The organism is Streptomyces sp. NPDC001415 (assembly GCF_053597395.1).
On the sequence record NZ_JBSFIE010000061.1, the window covers coordinates 1 to 20,127 of the forward strand.

Consider the following 20,127-nt stretch of genomic DNA (forward strand, 5'->3'; position numbering starts at 1 on the left):
CCGTCATGGGGGTCCCCCTGGCCCTTAAGGCCTTGGGGGAGTTTGAGGACGAGCGCCCTTAAGGCGCGAACGGGGTCTGGGGCGGAGCCCCAGGACCATCGAGGAGCCGCAGCCGTACGCACTCCCCCGGAGGCCACGCGGCGGAGCCGCAGAGTGTCACAGCGGGAAGGGGCGGGGTGGGGAAAAGCACCGGGCCCGGCCACCCCCGAGGGGGAAGCCGGGCCCGTAATTCAGCGGCGCTGAATTACTTCAGCTTCGTACCGGTGGACCGGAGGTTCGCGCACGCCTCGGCCACACGCTTGGCCATGCCGGCCTCGGCCAGCTTGCCCCACGTGCGCGGGTCGTACGTCGACTTCTTGCCGACCTCGCCGTCGACCTTCAGGACACCGTCGTAGTTGCGGAACATGTGGTCCGCGACCGGGCGGGTGAAGGCGTACTGGGTGTCGGTGTCGAGGTTCATCTTGACGACGCCGTTCTCCAGGGCGGTCGCGATCTCCTCGGCCGTGGAGCCCGAGCCGCCGTGGAAGACGAAGTCGAACGGGGACGGCTTGCCGTACTTCTCGCCGACACCCGCCTGGAGGTCCTTGAGCAGCTCGGGGCGGAGCACGACGTTGCCGGGCTTGTAGACGCCGTGGACGTTGCCGAAGGACGCGGCCAGCAGGTAGCGGCCCTTCTCGCCCAGGCCAAGGGCCTCGGCGGTGCGCAGCGCGTCGTCGACGGTCGTGTACAGCTCGTCGTTGATCTCGTGGCTGACGCCGTCCTCCTCGCCGCCGGTCGGGGTGATCTCGACCTCAAGGATGATCTTCGCGGCGGCGGCCTTGGCGAGCAGCTCCTGGCCGATGGCCAGGTTGTCCGCGAGGGTCTCGGCGGAGCCGTCCCACATGTGGGACTGGAACAGCGGGTTCAGGCCCTTGGCCACGCGCTCGGCGGAGACCTCGATCAGCGGGCGGACGTAGCCGTCCAGCTTGTCCTTGGGGCAGTGGTCGGTGTGCAGCGCGACCGTGATGTCGTACTTGGCGGCGACGACGTGCGCGAACTCGGCCAGGGCGACCGCGCCGGTGACCATGTCCTTGTTGTACTGGCCACCCAGGAACTCCGCACCACCGGTGGAGATCTGGATGATGCCGTCGCTCTCGGCCTCCGCGAAGCCGCGCAGCGCAGCGTGCAGGGTCTGGGTCGAGGTCACGTTGATGGCCGGGTAGGCGAACTTGCCTGCCTTCGCCCGGTCGAGCATCTCGTTGTAGACCTCGGGGGTTGCGATGGGCATCTGTCCGCTCCTTGTGATGTGCGGGTGTGCGATAGGTGCTGGCCCTGACCTGGGGGCGACGTCATCGTCGGCGCCCATCTTTCCAGACTCTGGCCTCGGCTCCACCCGGCGGACGCACCAAGGGGCGGGCCGTTTCACGTGAAACAGCCCGCCCCTTCAAAAACACGCAGGTCAGCGAGGTGGATGCGCCGACCCCGGGACCTGGGTCACGAGTTTCGGGCCCGGGTCACCAGCTTTCGCGTGCTTTACGCGAGACCCAGTTCCGTCGAGGAGAACGCGAAGACGTACGGCACGCCCGCGCCCTCGGTGATCTTCTCGGCGGCGCCGGTCGCCCGGTCCACGATCGTCGCGACGGCCACGACCTCGGCGCCTGCCGCGCGGACCGCCTCGACGGCGGTCAGCGGCGAGCCGCCGGTGGTGGAGGTGTCCTCGACGACCAGGACCCGGCGGCCCTTGATGTCCGGGCCCTCGACCTGGCGCTGCATGCCGTGCGCCTTGGCGGCCTTGCGGACGACGAAGGCGTCCAGGGTGCGGCCACGGGCGGCGGCCGCGTGCAGCATCGCGCCGGCCACCGGGTCGGCGCCCATGGTCAGGCCGCCGACCGCGTCGAAGTCGAACTCGGCCGTGACGTCGAGCATCACCTGGCCGACCAGCGGTGCGGCGACGCCGTCAAGGGTGACCCGACGCAGGTCGACGTAGTAGTCGGCCTCGATCCCCGAGGAGAGCGTCACCTTGCCGTGCACCACGGCCTTGTCCTTGATCTGCTGGAGCAGGTCTGCGCGTACGTCAGTCATACCCATGAGCTTAAGGGCCCTGCTCACAGCCGTCGCCAGGTCCACGTCGTCGCCAGTTCCAGCGGCTCGATGGGGGTGACCTGGCGGGGCAGGGTGTTGAGGCCGTTCGGCGGGCCCGACTGGGGCTCCACGCACACGGCTTCGTCCTGCTCGTCGTAGACGACGACCCACTCGGTGGGGCTGGTCACCTTCAGTTCGAGCCGCTCGGGCCAGGTGAGGGTGACGTCGACGCCGTCGGGCATGCCGAAGCAGTCGTCCCAGGGGCCCGGCAGCGGTGTGATGCGCCGTCCGGTGGGCAGGTGGTCGTCGCCGCGCTCCTCCTGCCACTCGGCGTCGAAGGCGAGCTCGACCCGGCTGCCGTCGAGCTCCCGCACGAACCAGGGGTGCCAGCCGACCTGCGCCGGGAAGGAGTTGTCGTACGTCTCGACGCCCATCGTCACCGTCAGCGCGTCCGGGGTCAGCTCGAAGATCTGGGTGACCTTGCCGGTGAACGGCCACGGCTCGGCCAGCTCGTAGGTGAACACGGCCTCGGTGTCCGAGACCCGCGCGGTCTTCCAGGCATGGTCGCGGGCGGTGCCGTGGATGGCGTGCGGGGACGCGTTGAGCGGCAGCTGGTACTTCACGCCGCCGTCGCGGAACTGGCCGTTCTCGACGCGGCCGCACCACGGCACCATCGGGAAGCAGCCGTACTTGTCGCCCTGGCGCAGCACCTCGGTGCCGTCGATACGCAGACTGCTGATCCGGCAGCCGTTGCCCGCGTCGACGGTCAATTCCACGGCGCCTGCGCCCAATTTGATCTGGTCACTGCTCACGCGTCCGACCCTAGCCGGTGGGCCGGGGATCTGGGGTGAGCGCCTGTTTCCGATCCGCTCTCAGCGACGGCGCCTCAGCGCGCGGCCGACGACGACCGCGGAGGCCAGCGCGAGGGCGGCGGCCGGGGCGACCCAGCGCAGCGTGGCACCGGCGTTGCTGCCCGAGGGCGCGGGCACGGGGGCGTACCGGCCGCGCGGCGGCGCGTGGTCGACCTCCTCCGCGCTGCGGCCGATCATGGTGCGGCGGGCGTGCGCGGCCTCGACGGGCACCGGCTCGCCGACCTCGATGGCGAACTCCTCGTCGGCGAGCGGGTCCAGGGACGGCGGCGGCACCTCGGCGTCGAAGACGGAGGCGAGGCTCTCCGAGTCCAGGTCGGAGCCGGGGCCGGAGTCGACGTGGGCGGCGTCGAAGCCAGTGGAGTCGAGGTCCGTGTTGAGGTCGGTGTCGGCGGGGTCCGGCGCCGTCGGCTCCTCCGGACCGCCGTCCAGGTCCCCGTTCAGGTCCGTATTCAGGTCCGTTTCGGCGGCCTCCGCCGAACGGCTCCCCGAACCGTCCGCCGGGTCCGGCTCCTGCCGTACCGGCCGAGCCAGCTCCGCCGCGAACCGGTCGAGCAGGCGCAGCGCCGAGGCCGTGGCCGCGTCGGCCGGTACGTCGGCCGCCCGGCCCTCCGCCAGCGCCGTGCCCGCGAAGGCGAGGGTGGTGCCGCCGGGGGAGGGTGCCAGCCGTACGGTCAGGGTGAGCTTGGCCGCACCCGCGCCGCGGACCTCGACGCCCTCGCCCTCGAAGGCGAACGCGTCGCCGTCCTGCTCGGTGATGCGCAGGGCGCCGCGGTAGGTGATGGTGCTCCCGCCGAGGCGGACCTTCAGCCGGCCCGCGATGGGCGGCTCGCCCGCATCCTGCTGGAGCCCCGGCACACAGCGCGCGACCCGGGCGGGATCGCGCAGCGTCTGCCGGAGTGACTGGGCCTCAACCGGAACGAACACCTCATGCTCCATAGCCACCGAGCCTACTCAGCACCGGCCGTCACGTCTGCGCAAACGCCGTCCCGATGCGGGACCCACCCCCGCTCGGGCCCGCCCCCGCTCGGACCTGGCACCCACTCACCGCGAACGCCCCCTCAGTCCGCGTACCGCGGATGCACCAGCGTCGACGGCGGGTACCCGGCCGCCTCCCGGGGCGGGGTCAGCGGCTCCGTACCGGCGGGCAGCCGGGCCCCGGAGGGCGCGCCCCGCGCCGAGAACGGATGCGCGGAGGCCAGCACGAAGCCCCAGTCGTGCGGGGACTTCGCCGAGTCCAAGGCGCGGTCGGGGCCCGCGGTGAACCCGGCGCTGCGCCCGGTCGCCCGGTACGCGAACGTCGTGAGGCCCGCCGCGCGGACCGTCGAGGCGACCGTCCAGAACGTGCGCGGACGCCCCTTCACCGGCCCCGCGTGCACCACGAGCCGCCCGCCGGGACCGAGCACGCGCGAGGCGAGCCCGTAGAACTCCTGCGAGTACAGCTTGGTGCTCGCGGTGATGCCGGGGTCGGGCAGATCCGAGACGACGACGTCGTACGTTCCCGAGGTGCGGCCGTCGCCGCGCAGCCAGCCGAAGGGGTCGGCGATCACCGGGTGGAGCCGGGGGTCCTGGTAGGCGTGCGCGTTCAGAGCCGCCAACTCCCGGTCGCTTCGGGCGAGTTGGATGAGACCGGGGTCGAGTTCGACGAGGGTCACCGAGCGCACGCCGGGGTGGCGCAGGACTTCGCGGGCGGCCAGGCCGTCACCGCCGCCCAGGATCAGGACGCGGCCGTGCGGGCCTCCGTCGAGCGCGGGCCCCACCAGGGCCGCGTGGTAGCGGGACTCGTCGCGCCCGTTGATGCGGAGGCGGCCGTCGAGGAACAGGTCGAGGGGGGCGCCGCTCCTGCCGGTCAGGACGATCTCCTGGACGTGGGTCTGCACGGCGACCCGCACCTGGCCCCCGTACACGGCGCGGCGCGCGGCCTGTTCGAAGTCGTCCACCATCGCGGTGGTCAGCGCGAGCACGGCCAGGACGAGCGCGTTGGCGCCGAGCAGCGCCCAGCGGGCGCGCGGGGTCAGGTCGCGGCCGAAGAGCAGCAGGACCAGCGAGCCGCCCGCGACCGCGTTGACCGCGCCGGTGAGCAACGCGCTGGTGAGCTGGCCGAGTTGGGGCAGGAGGAGGAAGGGGAAGGCCAGGCCGCCCACGAGCGCGCCCACGTAGTCCGCGGCGAACAGGTCGGCCACCGTGCCGCTCGCGTCGCCCTCGGCGCGCCGCGAGACGCGCTGGATGAGGGTCATCAGGAGCGGGATCTCGGCGCCGATCAGCATGCCGATGGCCAGCGAGAACGCGACCAGGGCGTACCGCGAGCCGCCGAACCAGGCGAACGTCGCGTACAGCACCATCGCGGAACAGCCGCCCACCAGGGCGAGCGCGGCTTCGATGAGGCCGAAGCCGACGGCGGCCCGGCAGCGCAGCCGCTTGGCGAGCAGCGAGCCGACGCCCATCGCGAAGACCATCACCGAGAGGACCACCGAGGCCTGGGTGACCGAGTCTCCGATCAAGTACGAGGCGAGGGCGACCAGTTCGAGCTCGTACACCAGGCCGCAGGCGGCGCAGACGAACACGACGGCCAGGACGAGGAACCGTCCCGACCGGGGCCTCCTCACGGGAGCGGGGAGCGGTTCGATCATGATGCGAACGCTACGTCACACCCCGTTCGCATCCTGTCACCCACACGGGTTCAACTGGAGCCAACCGCAGGCGGATCGAGCGCCTCAGAGCCCGGCGGGCGCGGGGACCCGCACGCCGACCCGGGTGCGGGTCACCACCAACTGCCCTTCCTGCGGGTAGGCGTGCCAGGTGCGCCACCACACCTGGCCGTCGCCGCGCTGCGCGAGCATCGCCGTGAAGGCGTGCGGCGAGCCCGGAAACGTTCCCGCCAGTCCGTTGGGATGGTCGGCGACGAGCGCGAGGAGTTCCTGCGCGCGCCCCGCGAACGAGCCGCGCGAGAGCGTTTCGACGCGCGCGGCGAACTCGTAGTCCCACTCCCCGAGACGTTTCGCCACACCGAGCGGCAACGGCGTACTGCTGCCGGGCATGCAGGCGACGGTCTCCGAGCAGGTTCCGCGCTCCTCGTCGAGGAGCACCTGGTGCGAGGCGCCGAGAAGCCTCAACTGGAGCTTGGCACCGGTCAGTTCGAGATCGAGTACGGCGAGTGCGGGGAGCGGTTCGCGACCCAGCGCCCAGGCGAGGTCGGCGGCACGCGTGTCGGTGTAGGCGGTCTTGAGGGTCGTGAGCATGGGTGGGCTCCGCAAAACACACATGGGGAGGGTGGAATGACCGAGGTCGCCTCGGACCGCAACAAGGACGGGGACCGCTCGCTGATCACCCGGGGTCCGGGGGCTGCGTCGTTTCTCATCTGCGAGGGAATCATGAAGTGCGCGGCGCTCAAAGCTTTTTTACCCAACTTGATGGGGTTTCCATCCCCTCGGGGGCCATTCGGTTCAAACGTTCAACTACAGGCGCGAAAGAGGGCGCCCGGCCGGACGGAACCGGCCGGGCGCACAACGGGCACGACCAGCGGCGGAATCGGCTGCCCCGTGACAGCCGCGACCGCGTGCGAGCCGGTCGTCCCGTCGGCTCTGTGGCCCGAACTCCGCCTGCACTGAGGCGAGTTCGGGCCCTGTGTCCTCAACTCGAACCGCAGCCTCCGCCGCCCCCGCAGGACGAGTGGCCGCCGCCGCAGGAGTGGTGTCCGCCCCCGTGACCGCCGCCGTGATGTCCGCCCCCGTGGTGCCCGCCGTGGTGTCCGCTCCCGCCGGACGAACCGCCGTCCCCGTCCCCGGCCCACCAGCTGCCCGACCCCCCGGAGGAGGACGAGGACCTGTACCGCTTGCGCGCCGCCATGCTCTTGCGCCGGCGCCGTGCCCCCGGGCTGGCGATGATGATCAGCAGCACCAGTACGACGATGCCCATCTCGATGGCGATGTCCATTCCCCCACCGTCCTTGTCCGCCGCGGTCCCCCGTTGTCCCGCGTGGAAGGGGGATGCCCCCGGCCATGCGGCGCCAAAGCACACTTGAGCAACTCCAGAGGTTGCCCGCAGGATGGCGGCCATGACCTCCAGCGCGCGCCCTCTGCTCAACCGCCGCCTCGCCGAGTTCGGGACGACGATCTTCGCCGAGATGTCCGCCCTCGCCCAGCGGACCGGGTCCATCAACCTCGGACAGGGCTTCCCCGACACCGACGGGCCCGAAGCCGTACGGGAAGCGGCGGTCCGCGCCCTGCGCGACGGACGCGGCAACCAGTACCCGCCGGGCCCCGGCGTCCCCGAACTGCGCACGGCGATCGCCGGCCACCAGCAGCGCCGGTACGGCCTCACCTTCGACCCGGACCGCGAGGTCCTGGTCACCGCGGGCGCCACGGAGGCCATCGCCGCCTCCCTGCTCGCGCTGCTCGAACCCGGCGACGAGGTCATCGCCCTGGAGCCGTACTACGACTCGTACGCCGCGTGCATCGCGATGGCGGGCGCCGCCCGCGTGCCGGTCACCCTGCGCCCCTCGGGCGGCCCCCGCGGCGGAGCCGCACATGGACACTTCGTCCTCGACCTCGACGAGCTGCGCGCGGCCGTCACCCCGCGCACCCGGCTGATCCTCCTCAACACCCCGCACAACCCGACCGGCACGGTCCTGACCCGCGCCGAGCTCGCCGCGGTCGCCGAACTCGCCTGCGAGCGGGATCTCCTGGTGATCACCGACGAGGTGTACGAGCACCTGGTCTTCGACGGCGCCGAGCACCTCCCGCTCGCCTCCTTCCCCGGCATGCGCGAGCGCACGGTCACCATCGGCTCGGCGGGCAAGACGTTCTCGTTCACGGGCTGGAAGGTCGGCTGGGTGACGGCGGCCCCCGAGCTCGTGGCGGCCGTCCGGACGGCCAAGCAGTTCCTGACGTACGTGCCCTCGGGGCCCTTCCAGTACGCGGTGGCCGAGGCGCTGGGGCTGCCCGACTCCTACTTCGACGGGTTCCGCGCGGACCACCAGGCCAAGCGGGACCTGTTGAGCGCGGGGCTCACGGCGGCCGGGTTCGAGGTGTTCCGCCCGGCGGGCACGTACTTCGTGACCACCGACATCCGCCCGCTGGGCGAGAGCGACGGTTTCGCGTTCTGCCGGGCGCTGCCCGAGCGCTGCGGCGTCGTGGCGATCCCCAACGCGGTCTTCTACGACCACCGCCAAGAGGGCGCCCCCTTCGTCCGCTTCGCCTTCTGCAAGCGGACGGCCGTACTCGAAGAGGCGGTCACCCGGTTGAAGGCACTGGCCGGCTAGAGCCGGGCCGGGGGCTGTCCGGCCGGCCCCGCGCCCGGGCACTGGCACTGGCACTGGCACTGGCACGGCGACACACATGCGCGCACCGCCGGGTGGGCGGAGTTCTACCCGGTCGGGGGCGCACCGGTCGCGGGAAGCCGGATCCGCGCTGATGGTCGGTCGTAAGAGCGACCACGCGCGACCGGAGGTGCCTTCTGTCCGCCGAGATCACCGCCCCCGCCCGCGGCCGCCGGGCCGCCGGCATCACGAGCGTCCTGCCCTGGGCCGGCGCACTGCGCCGGGCGGCCCCCGCGCTCGGCCTGTTCGCGGCCGCGCGGCTGACCGGGCTCCTGGTGGTCGCGGCCGCGGCCTGGCACCGGGGGTTCTCGCCGCGCGCTCGGCTCGCGACGGCCTGGGACGCCGACTGGTACACCCGGATCGCGGCCCACGGCTACGGCCGCACCCTGTTCTGGCCGGACGGCTCGGTCCAGAGCGACCTGGCGTTCTTCCCGTTCTACCCGGGCCTGATCCGCGCCGTGACCACCGTCGTGCCGGTTACCGGCGGCTCCGCCGGACTGCTCGTCTCGTGGACGGCGGCGGCGGCCGCGGCCTGCGGGATCTATCTGATCGGCGAGCGCCTGTACGGCCGCCCGGCGGGCACCCTGCTCGTGCTCCTGTGGGGGTTGCTGCCGCACTCCGTCGTCCTGACGATGGCGTACACCGAGCCCGTGATGACGGCGCTCGCGGCCTGGTCGCTGTGGGCGGTACTGAGGCGGCGCTGGCTGTGGGCGGGCTCGCTCGCGCTGCTCGCCGGGCTCTCCCGGCCGAATTCCGTCGCGGTGGCCGTGGCGGTGATGGCGGCGGCTGTGCACGAGATCTGGCGCGGCGAGCGGCGCTCGTGGCGGCCCTGGGCGGGCGCGCTGCTCGCGCCGCTCGGCTGGTGCGGCTATGTGCTGTGGGTCGGGGTGCGCAAGGGCGACCTGTTCGGCGGCTACTTCGCGGTGCAGGCCGGCTGGACGTCCCGGTTCGACTTCGGCGAGGGCACGCTGGGGTTCGTGAAAAGGCTCGCGGTGGCCCCGTACGACCTGGGGTTCACGGTGGCGGCGCTGCTGACCGCGGTGATGGTGGTCCTGTTCGTCCTTCTCGTACTGGACCGGCCGCCGCTGCCGCTGCTGGTCTACACGGCCGTTCTCGTCCTGATCACGGTCGGCGGTGCGGGCTTCTTCGAGTCGAAGCCGCGCTTCCTGCTGCCCGCGTTCCCGCTGCTCGCGCCGCTCGCCCTCGCCATCACGAAAGCCCGGCCCCGGGCGGCGGTCGCGGTGACCGTCGCCCTGGCCGGGCTCTCGTTCTGCTACGGGGCCTATCTGCTGACGCTGGCCACCATGGCGCTCTGAGTCACCCGAAGGGTCACTCGGAGTCGGGCTCGCCGGACTCGTCGCCCTCGCCGCCCTCGACGTCCTTCTCCAGGCCGAGCTGCTCCAGGAGCCACTTGTCGAACTCGATCGAGGCACGGACCCAGCTCACCGTGGAGGACACGAAGTGCTCCAGGGCGACGCCGGTGCCGATCAGCATCTGCGCCTCGCCGATGAGGCGGACGGTGCCGTCGTCGTGGGTGTGCGTGTAGACCTTCGGCCACAGGGTGCGGCGGTTCCAGTCGTCGATCGACTCCAGGATCTGGACCTTGTCGTCGATGCTGTGCGGCCGGTCGTAGAACGTCCGCACCGAGAAGACCTGCTGGTCGTCCTCGCCGCGGAACATGAAGTACGTACGGAAATCCTCCCACGGCGCGGCGAGGTCGCCCTCGTCGTCCACGACGTACTTGAGCTCCATCTGGTCCAGGAGCTGCTTCACCAGGTCCTGGTCGGGGACGATGGGCCCGGACGGCGCACCGCCGGACTGCGGGCCCTGCTGAGCCCCGAAATTCGGAATCGAGGACGGGTCGATGCTCATCGTGAATCTTCCTTCGTACGGTTCCGGTCATCCTCCCCCATGCCGGGGCAGGGCTGGCAACCCCTGCCCCCGGGTATCCGCTGCGGGCTGACCGAATCCGGCCCGGGTGGCGGGATCGGCCCTGGAGGGTTGGACGCGGGCTCTTACTTCGCGGCCCCCACGATCAGCCCCTCCCCGAATCGGTCGACCCGAACCGTGTCACCGTCGGTTACTTCGCCCGCCAGGATCTCCTTGGCGAGCCGGTCGCCGATGGCGGTCTGGATCAGGCGGCGCAGCGGGCGCGCTCCGTACGCCGGGTCGTTGCCCTCGTCGGCCAGCCATTCCAGGGCCTCGGGGGTGACGTCCAGGGTGAGACGGCGGTCCGCCAGGCGCTTGGCCAGGCGGCCGATCTGGAGCTCGGCGATGTGGGACAGCTCGTCCTTGGTGAGCGCGGAGAAGACCACCAGGTCGTCGAGCCGGTTGAGGAACTCCGGCTTGAAGGAGGCCCGCACCACTTCCAGAACCTGCTGCTTCTTGACGTCCGCGCTGGTCGAAGGCTCGACGAGGTACTGGCTGCCCAGGTTGGAGGTGAGGACCAGGATGGTGTTGCGGAAGTCGACCGTGCGGCCCTGGCCGTCGGTGAGGCGCCCGTCGTCGAGGACCTGGAGCAGGATGTCGAAGACCTCGGGGTGCGCCTTCTCCACCTCGTCCAGGAGCACGACGGAGTACGGGCGGCGCCGGACGGCCTCGGTGAGCTGGCCGCCCTCCTCGTAGCCGACGTAGCCGGGAGGCGCGCCGACCAGGCGGGCCACGCTGTGCTTCTCGCTGTACTCCGACATGTCGATGCGGACCATGGCCCGCTCGTCGTCGAAGAGGAAGTCCGCGAGGGCCTTGGCGAGCTCGGTCTTGCCGACGCCCGTCGGGCCGAGGAAGAGGAACGAGCCGGTGGGCCGGTCGGGGTCGGCGATGCCGGCCCGGGTGCGGCGCACCGCGTCCGAGACGGCCTGCACCGCCTCGGACTGGCCGATCAGGCGCTTGCCCAGCTCGCCCTCCATGCGGAGCAGCTTCTGCGTCTCGCCCTCCAGGAGGCGCCCGGCGGGGATGCCCGTCCACGCGCCGACCACGTCCGCGATGTCGTCCGGGCCGACCTCCTCCTTGACCATCGTGTCTTTCGACTTCTCCTGCTCGGCCTCCGCCTCGGCGGCCGCCTCCAACTCCCGTTCCAGGCCCGGGATTTCGCCGTACAGGAGCTTGGAGGCGGTGTCGAAGTCGCCGTCGCGCTGGGCGCGTTCCGCCTGGCCGCGCAGGTCGTCGAGCTTCTCCTTCAGCTCACCGACCCGGTTGAGGCCCTGCTTCTCCTTCTCCCAGCGGGCGGTGAGTCCGCGCAGCTCCTCCTCCTTGTCGGCGAGGTCCTTGCGGAGCTTGTCGAGGCGCTGGACCGAGCCGGGGTCGGTCTCGTTCTTCAGCGCCAGCTCCTCCATGCGCAACCGGTCGACGGCGCGCTGGAGTTCGTCGATCTCGACGGGGGAGGAATCGATTTCCATACGGAGTCGCGATGCCGCCTCGTCGACGAGGTCGATGGCCTTGTCGGGCAGGAAGCGGGAGGTGATGTACCGGTCGGAGAGGGCGGCGGCCGCGACCAGGGCACTGTCGGCGATCTGCACCTTGTGGTGCGCCTCGTAGCGGCCCTTGAGCCCGCGCAGGATCGCGATGGTGTCCTCGACGGACGGCTCGGCGACCAGGACCTGCTGGAAGCGGCGCTCCAGGGCCGGGTCCTTCTCGATGCGCTCGCGGTACTCGTCGAGGGTGGTCGCGCCGACCATGCGGAGCTCGCCGCGCGCCAGCATGGGCTTGAGCATGTTGCCCGCGTCCATCGCCGAGTCGCCGCCGGCGCCCGCGCCGACGACGGTGTGCAGCTCGTCGATGAACGTGATGATCTGCCCGTCGCTCTCCTTGATCTCGGAGAGGACGGTCTTGAGGCGTTCCTCGAACTCGCCCCGGTACTTCGCGCCCGCGACCATCGCACCGAGGTCGAGCGAGACCAGCCTCTTGTTCTTCAGCGACTCCGGTACGTCGCCCTTCACGATGCGCTGGGCGAGCCCCTCGACGACGGCGGTCTTGCCGACGCCGGGCTCACCGATGAGCACCGGGTTGTTCTTCGTACGCCGGGACAGCACCTGGACGACCCTGCGGATCTCCTGGTCCCGGCCGATGACCGGGTCGAGCTTGCCCTCGCGGGCGGCCGCCGTGAAGTCCGTACCGAACTTCTCCAGCGCCTTGTACTGACCCTCCGGGTCGGGTGTGGTCACCCGGCGCCCTCCCCTGCTCGTCTCGAACGCGTCAAGGAGCTTCTTCGCGCCGGCCCCCTGCTGGGAGAGGATCTCACCGGTCTGCCCGCCCTTGGCCGCGAGGCCGATGAGCAGGTGCTCGGTGGACAGGTAGTCGTCGCCCAGCTCCTTGGCGCGCTGGGCCGCGTCCGCGATGACCGCCAGCAGTTCGCGGTTGGGCTGGGGCGGGGCGACGGTGGAGCCGGTCACGCTCGGGAGCGCGCCCAGGAGCCGCTCGGCGGCGGAGCGCACGGCGGCCTGGTCGGCGTCCACGGCGGCCAGCAGGTCGATGACGTTCTCGTTGTCCTGGCCCTCCAGGAGCGCGAGCAGCAGATGCGCGGGGGTCAGATCCGGGTGGCCCCCGGCGACGGCCCGGTTGCTTGCGGCGTTGATCGCGTCCCGGCTCTTGTTCGTCAGCTCGGCATCCACGTGCGTTCGCTCCTCCTCGTCGTACGCCTTGGCAATGGCTTCACCACCTATGACCCTTCCAACGTACACAAAGTTGAGCGTATTCCGCTCAAGGTGTTGCGAACGGAGGGCTGGGGCTAGGTTTCTTGGCCATGGCCATAGACGTACGCAAGCCCGACGACGCCTATCTCAGCTTCTGGCGCGAGCGCCACATCTGCACCTTGACGACACAGCGGCCGGACGGCTCGCCGCATGTGGTGCCGGTGGGGGCGACGTACGACCCGGAGCAGGGGCTCGCGCGGATCATCACCAACAAGGGGAGCCGGAAGGTCGCCAACGTCCTGGCGGCGCTCGCGTCCGACCCGGCGGGCGCGCGGGTCGCGCTCTGCCAGCTGGAGGGCAGGCGCTGGGCGACACTGGAGGGCCGCGCGGTCGTACGCACGGAACCCGAGCTGATCGCGGACGCGGTGGAGCGCTACGCCGTGCGCTACCAGCGGACCCCGGCCCCGAACCCGGACCGGGTGCTGATCGAGATCAGGCTGACCAGGGCGATGGGCAACACCTGAGACGGCCGCCGTCCGTACCCGGACAGCACAGCGGCGCCACCGTGTTCAGGTCCACGATGGCGCCGCTGTGTGGGGGAAGCACCTGCGCGATGTACAACGACGGGGGATCGCGTCAGGCACTGCGGGGGGTGGCGGTGGATGAATCGGGTTGAGCCTCCGACTCGAAAAGCTGGTGGTCACGTTGGTCCAGGTTCACGAAGACCATGCCGTACCGGACAACACAGCGAATGGGCTGCGGTGCCCCGCGCGGCCGGCGCAGGCACCGGTAGGCACGGACGTCCTCGTCGTCCTCACGGGCGATCAGGATCGGCTCACCGAGCAGGGTGACCATCAACGAATCGCCACGATGGGGAACTGCTGTGGCGAGGTCGATGAAGTGCCACCCCGAGCGGTAGGCCGTGGCCATTTCGCGACGGAAGGTGCGGTCGTCGGGCGGGAAGCTCATGCGACAGCACCCTTAGGAGCGATCTCCCAGGTGACGTCCGTGCCTATCGCCACGACCTTCGGTGCGATCTCCCAGGTGACGTCCTGTGCGGTCGTGGCTGAGGACTTCGCGGGGTGGGTCTCCCAAGTAACGTCCCCAGGCGCCGAGAGAGCGCAGAGAGCAGCCGCCACAACGGCTGTCGTGCTTAGTGCTCGAACCATCCTGCTCATGGCCGATCTCCACCTCTTTTGATCATTACCTCCCCCCGCGGATACGACGATGGCCCACTCCGGCCACTTGCACCAGCGCAGCCAGGCATCATGTTCCTGTAATTCAAAAGGATGAGGGGGGTGCAACTAGGTTGAAACAAGGGCACATAGGACACGATCACGGCCCAGTTGATCTGTGCGAGACAGGAACGGCTCTGTACGCCCTCGCCCTGCGTACCGGCGGGATTACCCGCTCAGAAGCCGACTCCGCCCCGTGCCTGGTCGACCTCACCCTGCTGCGCCCCGATCCGGACGACGCCCAGTTGCTGCGCCCGGTTCCACCCACGGTGGTGCTCAACCTGCTGACCCAGCCTCTGGAACGCGAGATCCAGGAGCGCAGAAAGCAGTCGGTCGCCCTCGCCGACACCTTCGAGCCGTTCATGTCGATCGCGACGCCCGCCCTCACCGGCACCCACGCGATCACCGTCCTCGAAGGCCTGGAACTGATCAACGCGACCCTCGACCGCGTCATCAACGAGTGCACCGAGGAACTGCTCGTCATCCAGCCCGGCAGCGGCCGCCGGCCCGAGAGCTTCGAGGCGGGGCTTCGCCGCATAGAGCCGCTGCTCGCCCGCGGCGTCGAGATGCGCACCCTCTACCAGCACACCGCCCGCCACCACTCCGCCACCATCGGCTACGTGGAACGGGTCGCTCCGTACGGTCTGGAGGTGCGCACCCTGGAGGAGATCATCGACCGGCTCATCATCATGGACCGCAAGATCGCCTTCATACCCGCGCGCAGCGACCGCCAAGTCGCCCTGGAACTGCGGCACGAGGGCCTCGTGCAGTACCTGGTGGGCGTCTTCGACCAGTTCTGGCAGTACGCCACGCCCTGGGACGACGAGGTGCCCTACCACCTGGAGACGGCCGGCATCACCGGCGTCCAGCGCTCCATCGCCAAGCTCCTGGTGGAGGGCCACGTGGACGAGGCGATCGCCCGCCGCCTCGGCATGAACGTACGCACCTGCCGCGCGCACATCGCCAAGCTGGCGGCCGCGCTCGGCAGCGGGAGCCGGGCCCAACTCGGCTTTCTCATCGCGCAGTCCGGCATCCTGGACCAGGACGCCTGAAACGGTCACCGCGGGGCGACCGGATGCGCGGGGCCGCCGAGGCCGGCCCGGGCGATGCGCACACCGAGCTGTGCGCGACTGGAGGAGCCGAGCGCCTCGGCGAGACGGCCGATGTGGTGGCGGCAGGTGCGCACACTGATGCCGAGCCGCTGCGCGACGACCGCGTCCTGGTGGCCCTCGGCGAGCAGCGCCGCGATGACCCGCTCGCGGTGCGTGATGCCGGTGATGCCGGTCGCCGCCGGTACGGGTTCGGCGAGCGGGACGGCCCGGTTCCACAGGCACTCGAAGACCGTCACCAGGTGGCCGACGAGGGCGGGCTGGCGCAGCTCCAGGGCGCTGGTGCGCTCCGGGTTGGCGGGCAGGAACGCCACCGTGCGGTCGAAGACCATCATCCGGTCGGTGACCTCGTCCAGGGTGCGCACCTCGGCGCCGTCGCCGAGCCGCTCCACGTAGGCGTTCAGAGCGGGCCCGTAGCGGGCCACGTGTGTGTACAGGGTGCGCATCCGGGCGCCGCGGGCCACCAGGGCCGGGTCCCGGGTCGAGGCGTGCGCCAGGATGCCCGGCGAGCGGATCCCGTTGGGCTGCACGGTCAGCATCTCGGTGGTGCAGGCGGCCGAGGCCGCGGCGATGGCCCCGTCGATCGCGTCGAAGCCGTCGAGCACCCGGACGGCCGCGCAGGGTTCGGGGGCGCTCGGGCCGATCGACGCGTACCGCTCGAAGGCCTCGGCGATCCGGCCCGCTCTGCGCCGCGTGTCGGCCAGGCCGTCGTGGATGCCGCGCACAAGGAGAGCCACGGCTGCGGCGTCCACCTCGCCGCCTCCCGGCCCCGCGTCCCCGTGAGTCGAGCTGCTCATACTGAACACCACGATGCATCCGGAGCCGCCGGGCCACCACCATCATGTTGCTGCACTGCATCAACTGGAGGTGGAATAAAGCTCGACATGTCCCGATGTCGTGCACGCCCCGGACTACCGGGGGTGCGTGTCCAGGCCCGACTGCACGATGCGGACGCCGAGTTGGGTACGGCTGGAGCTGCCGAGGACCTCCGCGAGGCGGCCGATGTGGTGGCGGCAGGTACGCACGCTGATGCCGAGCCGCTGCGCGATCACCGCATCCTGGTGGCCCTCGGCGAGCAGGGCCGCGATGACCCGCTCGCGATGCGTGACGCCCTCGATGTCGGTGGCCGCGGGCACGGACTCGGCGAGCGGCACCGCGAGCCGCCACAGCCGCTCGAAGACGGTCGCGAGGTACTCGACGAGGGCCGGGTGGCGCAGCTCCAGGGCGCTGCTGTCGTCCGCGGCCGCCGGGATGATCGCCACCGTACGGTCGAACAGGAGGAGCCGGTCGGTGACTTCGTCGAGGGTGCGCACCTCGACCGCGCGGCCCTCCAACTGGTGCAGATAGTCCGTGAGACCGGTGCCGTAGCGGGCGACATGGGTGTACAGGGTGCGCATCCGCACCCCGCGCTCCACCATGTCCAGGGCCCGGGGCAGCGCCTGCGACAGGACGTGCTCGGGGCGGATGCCGCGGGGCTGGATGGTGAGCGCCTCGGTGGTGCAGCCGGCGATCGCGTCGTCGATGGCCGCGTTGATGCGGGGGATGCCGTCCAGGACGCGCAGCGCCTCGGTGCCGGCCGGCGCGGGCGCGTCCAGCGCGGCGAAGCGCTCGAACGCCGCCGCCACCATGCCCGTTCGGGCCTGGCTCGCCGCGATGTCCTCGTGGATGCCGCGAAGGAGACGCGCCATCACCGCCTGCGGGGAGGTCGGCAGGAGCCATTCGAGGGCGGCCGGGTCGGGGTGCAGGAGCCCCAGGTCGATCAGGCAGGTGGCGTCGCTCGCGGCCTCGCGCGCGATGCGTCCGGCGCGCAGCGCGTCCGCGTACGCCCGTTCCCCGGCCGCGCACAGCCGGTCCGCGCCATGCGGATGCGCCACCCGCTCAGACATGCTCTCCCCCGCCTCCCTGCGATCGAGCCCGATGACCTTATCCCCATCGGGCCCCGCGTTCACGGTGATCGCCGAGTGAGCTCCGGGCGCGAAAGGCCCGCCGCCCCGGAAGGGGACAGCGGGCCTTTTCGGAGGCGTACGGGGGCCGGAGCCACCGGAGCTACTCCGAGGACCTCTTCGGGCGCCAGACGACCAGCGCGCTGGCCTGCTGGACGTCCTGGTACGGGACCAGGTCCCGGCGGTAGGAGGCGTGCACCTGGGCCTCGCGCTGCTGCATGGCGACGGCCGCGCCCTCGACCGCGGAGGACAGCTCGGCGACCCGGGCCTGGAGCGCCGCGACCTGGTTCTCCAGCTCGATGATGCGCTTGATGCCCGCCAGGTTGATGCCCTCGTCCTGCGACAACTGCTGGACCGTACGCAGCAGTTCGATGTCCCGGGCCGAGTAGCGCCGGCCGCGCCCGGCCGTGCGGTCGGGCGAGACCAGGCCGAGGCGGTCGTACTGACGCAGGGTCTGCGGGTGCAGGCCGGAGAGCTGGGCCGCCACGGAGATGACGTACACCGGCGTCTCTTCGTTCAATTCGTACGCCCTGGAACCAAATTGGGGCTGCCGACGCTGGCGGGGGTCCATCTCATGCTCCCTTCGCGGCCTGGAACAGTTCTGCCCGCGGGTCCTGGCCCGCAGTCGCCTCGCGGTAGGTCTCCAAGGCCTCGCGGGCCTTGTCGTCCAGTTCCTTCGGCACGGTCACCTCGACCGTGACCAGCAGGTCGCCCCGGGTGCCGTCCTTGCGGACCGCGCCCTTGCCGCGGGCCCGCATCGTACGGCCGTTGGGGGTGCCCGCGGGCAGCTTCAGGGTGACCGGCGGGCCGCTGAGCGTGGGCACCTTGACCTCGGCGCCGAGGGCGGCCTCCGTGAAGGTGACCGGGACCGTGACGGTGAGGTTGTCGTCCTTGCGGCCGAACACCGGGTGCGCGTCCACGTGGACGACGACGTACAAGTCGCCCGCGGGACCGCCCCGTTCGCCCGGCGCGCCCTTGCCGCGAAGGCGGATGCGCTGGTTGTTGCTGACCCCGGCCGGGATGCGGACCTGCATGGTGCGCGAGGAACGCGCCCGGCCGCTGCCCTTGCAGACGTCGCACGGGTTCTCGGCGATGAGGCCGCGGCCCTTGCAGTCCACGCACGGGTCGGTCAGCGAGAACCCGCCGCCCGAGCCGCGCGAGACCTGGCCGGTGCCGACACAGGTCGGGCACACCCGGGGGGTGCCGTTCTTGTCGCCGGTGCCCGAACAGGCCTTGCAGGGGGACTGGCTGGACAGCCGGATCGGGACGGTGGCCCCGTCGACCGCCTCGGTGAAGCTGAGCGTCACCTCGGACTCCAGGTCCTGCCCGCGGCGCGGCTGGGTCCGCGTGCCGGTGCCCGCGCCGCCCCGGTTGAACAGGCCGCCGAACACGTCGCCGAGCCCGCCGCCGAAGCCTCCGGCCCCGGCGCCGCCCTGCTGCTGCCCGCCGAACAGGTCGCCCAGGTCGAAGTTGAAGCTGCCGCCGCCCGCGCCCGGACCGGCCCGGAAGCCTCCGTTGCCGAACAGGGCGCGCGCCTCGTCGTACTCCTTGCGCTTCTTGGGGTCGCCGAGGATGTCGTTGGCCTCGGAGATCTCCTTGAAGCGCTCCTCCGCCTTGGTGTCGCCCTTGTTGGCGTCGGGGTGGTTCTCGCGCGCCAGCTTGCGGTACGCCTTCTTGATCTCGGCGTCGGTGGCGTCCTTGGGGACGCCGAGAACCTTGTAGTAGTCCTTCTCGACGAAGTCCTTCGTGTTCATCGACGTCCCTCCTCTCGGACGATCACTTCTTCAATGACCGCTGCGTCAGCCCTTGTCGGGGCCACCGCTCTCCTCGTCGCTCGACTTTTCTTCCTTGGCGGCCGCGCCCGGCTGGGGCTCGGCCACCGCGACCCGCGCGGGGCGGATCGTACGCTCGCCGATCCGGTAGCCCGGCTGCAGGATCGCCACGCAGGTCGTCTCGGTGACGTCCGGCGCGTAGCTGTGCATCAGGGCCTCGTGGACCGTCGGGTCGAAGGGCTCGCCCTCCTTGCCGAACTGCTGCAGGCCCATCTTCGCGGCGACCGTCTCAAGAGACTCGGCCACCGACTTGAAGCCGCCCTGCAGCTCGCCGTGTTCACGTGCCCGGCCGATGTCGTCGAGCGTGGGCAGCAGCTCGGTCAGGAGGCCGGCGACGGCGATCTCCTTGACCGTGACGCGGTCCCGCTCCACGCGGCGGCGGTAGTTCTGGTACTCGGCCTGCAGGCGCTGGAGGTCCGCGGTGCGCTCGGTGAGCGCCGTCTGGGCCTGGTCCAGCTGAGCCTGCAGAGCGATCTCCTTGGCTGCGTCCCCGGCCGGGGCCGCCTTCCCCTCCTTGGAGGAGTCGGCGGCCTTCGGCTCGGCGTCTTCCTGAGCGCCGGAGGGGACGTCGGGCTTCTCCTCGAAGCCCGGGGTCTCCTCAGACATCAGGCGGCGCCACCCTTCGCGTCACGCGGCTTCTCGTCGTCGACGATCTCGGCGTCGACCACGTCGTCCTCCTTGGACATGTTCGGGGCCTCGGCACCCGGGGCGGCGCCGGCCGCACCCTGCGCGGCCTGGGCGTCGGCGTACATGGCCTGGCCCAGCTTCTGCGAGACGGCGGCGACCTTCTCCGTGGCGGTGCGGATCTCCGCCGAGTCCTCGCCCTTGAGCTTCTCCTTCAGCTCGGCGACGGCGGCCTCGACCTCGGTCTTGACCTCGCCCGGGACCTTGTCCTCGTTGTCCTTGAGGAACTTCTCGGTCTGGTAGACGAGCTGCTCGCCCTGGTTGCGGCTCTCGGCGGCCTCGCGGCGGCGGTGGTCCTCCTCCGCGTACTGCTCGGCCTCCTCACGCATGCGGTTGACCTCGTCCTTCGGCAGCGAGGAGCCGCCGGTGACGGTCATCTTCTGCTCCTTGCCCGTGCCGAGGTCCTTCGCGGTCACGTGCATGATGCCGTTGGCGTCGATGTCGAAGGC

Annotated in this window: 20 protein-coding genes; 4 read left to right on the top strand and 16 right to left on the bottom strand. The window is 71.2% G+C overall.

What is annotated here, in order from left to right:
• Positions 1-244: 244 nt before the first annotated feature.
• From fbaA to ACWC2B_RS37120, 7 genes are all read right to left on the bottom strand, one after another.
• Entirely contained in the window at positions 245-1,267 is a 1,023-nt protein-coding gene (gene fbaA / locus ACWC2B_RS37090) for a class II fructose-bisphosphate aldolase (RefSeq protein ID WP_344377266.1), read from the bottom strand.
• A gap of 245 nt (positions 1,268-1,512) precedes the next feature.
• Complete coding sequence (gene pyrE, locus ACWC2B_RS37095) at positions 1,513-2,061, bottom strand: orotate phosphoribosyltransferase (protein WP_053726438.1); 549 nt, start codon at positions 2,059-2,061, stop codon at positions 1,513-1,515.
• A gap of 23 nt (positions 2,062-2,084) precedes the next feature.
• Positions 2,085-2,873 (bottom strand): aldose epimerase family protein, encoded by a 789-nt coding sequence (locus ACWC2B_RS37100; RefSeq protein ID WP_450724602.1) that lies wholly within the window; start codon positions 2,871-2,873, stop codon positions 2,085-2,087.
• A 60-nt stretch (positions 2,874-2,933) separates the two neighbouring features.
• The gene (locus tag ACWC2B_RS37105; RefSeq protein WP_450724604.1) at positions 2,934-3,857 is read right to left on the bottom strand and encodes an SRPBCC domain-containing protein; all 924 of its coding nucleotides are present in this window, start codon (positions 3,855-3,857) and stop codon (positions 2,934-2,936) included.
• Positions 3,858-3,991: 134 nt separating this feature from the next.
• The gene (locus ACWC2B_RS37110) at positions 3,992-5,560 is read right to left on the bottom strand and encodes a polyamine aminopropyltransferase (RefSeq protein ID WP_450724606.1); all 1,569 of its coding nucleotides are present in this window, start codon (positions 5,558-5,560) and stop codon (positions 3,992-3,994) included.
• 84 nt (positions 5,561-5,644) lie between these two features.
• Positions 5,645-6,169, bottom strand: a complete 525-nt coding sequence (locus ACWC2B_RS37115; RefSeq protein ID WP_450724608.1) for a DUF2617 family protein — start codon at positions 6,167-6,169, stop codon at positions 5,645-5,647.
• A 391-nt stretch (positions 6,170-6,560) separates the two neighbouring features.
• Complete coding sequence (locus ACWC2B_RS37120) at positions 6,561-6,863, bottom strand: hypothetical protein (RefSeq protein ID WP_450724610.1); 303 nt, start codon at positions 6,861-6,863, stop codon at positions 6,561-6,563.
• A gap of 112 nt (positions 6,864-6,975) precedes the next feature.
• Here ACWC2B_RS37120 and ACWC2B_RS37125 point away from each other — a divergent pair, with 112 nt between their 5' ends.
• Together ACWC2B_RS37125 and ACWC2B_RS37130 are read left to right on the top strand one after the other, a co-directional pair.
• A complete protein-coding gene (locus ACWC2B_RS37125) occupies positions 6,976-8,190 on the top strand; it encodes a pyridoxal phosphate-dependent aminotransferase (protein WP_450724612.1) in 1,215 nt (404 codons plus the stop codon).
• A 254-nt stretch (positions 8,191-8,444) separates the two neighbouring features.
• Complete coding sequence (locus ACWC2B_RS37130; protein ID WP_450724631.1) at positions 8,445-9,563, top strand: hypothetical protein; 1,119 nt, start codon at positions 8,445-8,447, stop codon at positions 9,561-9,563.
• Between the two features lie 13 nt (positions 9,564-9,576).
• Here ACWC2B_RS37130 and ACWC2B_RS37135 read toward each other — a convergent pair whose 3' ends face one another.
• Both ACWC2B_RS37135 and clpB read right to left on the bottom strand, forming a co-directional pair.
• Positions 9,577-10,119, bottom strand: coding sequence for a YbjN domain-containing protein (locus ACWC2B_RS37135; protein ID WP_450724614.1), 543 nt, complete (start codon positions 10,117-10,119; stop codon positions 9,577-9,579).
• 143 nt (positions 10,120-10,262) lie between these two features.
• The gene (gene clpB / locus ACWC2B_RS37140; RefSeq protein WP_450724633.1) at positions 10,263-12,854 is read right to left on the bottom strand and encodes an ATP-dependent chaperone ClpB; all 2,592 of its coding nucleotides are present in this window, start codon (positions 12,852-12,854) and stop codon (positions 10,263-10,265) included.
• 131 nt (positions 12,855-12,985) lie between these two features.
• On the opposite strand from clpB, the gene ACWC2B_RS37145 reads away from it, so the two are divergent.
• Positions 12,986-13,399, top strand: coding sequence for a pyridoxamine 5'-phosphate oxidase family protein (locus tag ACWC2B_RS37145; RefSeq protein ID WP_450724616.1), 414 nt, complete (start codon positions 12,986-12,988; stop codon positions 13,397-13,399).
• Positions 13,400-13,511: 112 nt separating this feature from the next.
• On the opposite strand, the gene ACWC2B_RS37150 is transcribed toward ACWC2B_RS37145, so the two are convergent.
• Positions 13,512-13,844 carry a Rieske (2Fe-2S) protein gene (locus tag ACWC2B_RS37150; RefSeq protein ID WP_120722622.1) on the bottom strand — a complete coding sequence of 111 codons (333 nt, stop codon included), beginning with the start codon at positions 13,842-13,844 and terminating at the stop codon, positions 13,512-13,514.
• A 340-nt stretch (positions 13,845-14,184) separates the two neighbouring features.
• On the opposite strand from ACWC2B_RS37150, the gene ACWC2B_RS37155 reads away from it, so the two are divergent.
• A complete protein-coding gene (locus ACWC2B_RS37155) occupies positions 14,185-15,162 on the top strand; it encodes a helix-turn-helix transcriptional regulator (RefSeq protein ID WP_450724619.1) in 978 nt (325 codons plus the stop codon).
• A gap of 5 nt (positions 15,163-15,167) precedes the next feature.
• Here the strand turns inward: ACWC2B_RS37155 and ACWC2B_RS37160 are convergent, their stop codons facing one another.
• From ACWC2B_RS37160 to ACWC2B_RS37185, 6 genes are all read right to left on the bottom strand, one after another.
• The gene (locus ACWC2B_RS37160; protein WP_450724621.1) at positions 15,168-16,016 is read right to left on the bottom strand and encodes a helix-turn-helix transcriptional regulator; all 849 of its coding nucleotides are present in this window, start codon (positions 16,014-16,016) and stop codon (positions 15,168-15,170) included.
• 114 nt (positions 16,017-16,130) lie between these two features.
• On the bottom strand, positions 16,131-17,105 hold the full coding sequence (locus tag ACWC2B_RS37165; protein WP_450724623.1) for a LuxR C-terminal-related transcriptional regulator: 975 nt from the start codon (positions 17,103-17,105) through the stop codon (positions 16,131-16,133).
• A gap of 160 nt (positions 17,106-17,265) precedes the next feature.
• Positions 17,266-17,733 (bottom strand): heat shock protein transcriptional repressor HspR, encoded by a 468-nt coding sequence (locus ACWC2B_RS37170; RefSeq protein WP_450724625.1) that lies wholly within the window; start codon positions 17,731-17,733, stop codon positions 17,266-17,268.
• A 1-nt stretch (position 17,734) separates the two neighbouring features.
• Positions 17,735-18,916 carry a molecular chaperone DnaJ gene (gene dnaJ, locus ACWC2B_RS37175; protein ID WP_450724627.1) on the bottom strand — a complete coding sequence of 394 codons (1,182 nt, stop codon included), beginning with the start codon at positions 18,914-18,916 and terminating at the stop codon, positions 17,735-17,737.
• A gap of 45 nt (positions 18,917-18,961) precedes the next feature.
• Positions 18,962-19,600, bottom strand: a complete 639-nt coding sequence (gene grpE / locus ACWC2B_RS37180) for a nucleotide exchange factor GrpE (protein ID WP_344377244.1) — start codon at positions 19,598-19,600, stop codon at positions 18,962-18,964.
• Positions 19,600-20,127 (bottom strand): Hsp70 family protein (locus ACWC2B_RS37185; protein ID WP_450724629.1); only part of this gene is annotated, 528 nt, incomplete at its 5' end. The genes grpE and ACWC2B_RS37185, both read right to left, overlap by 1 nt.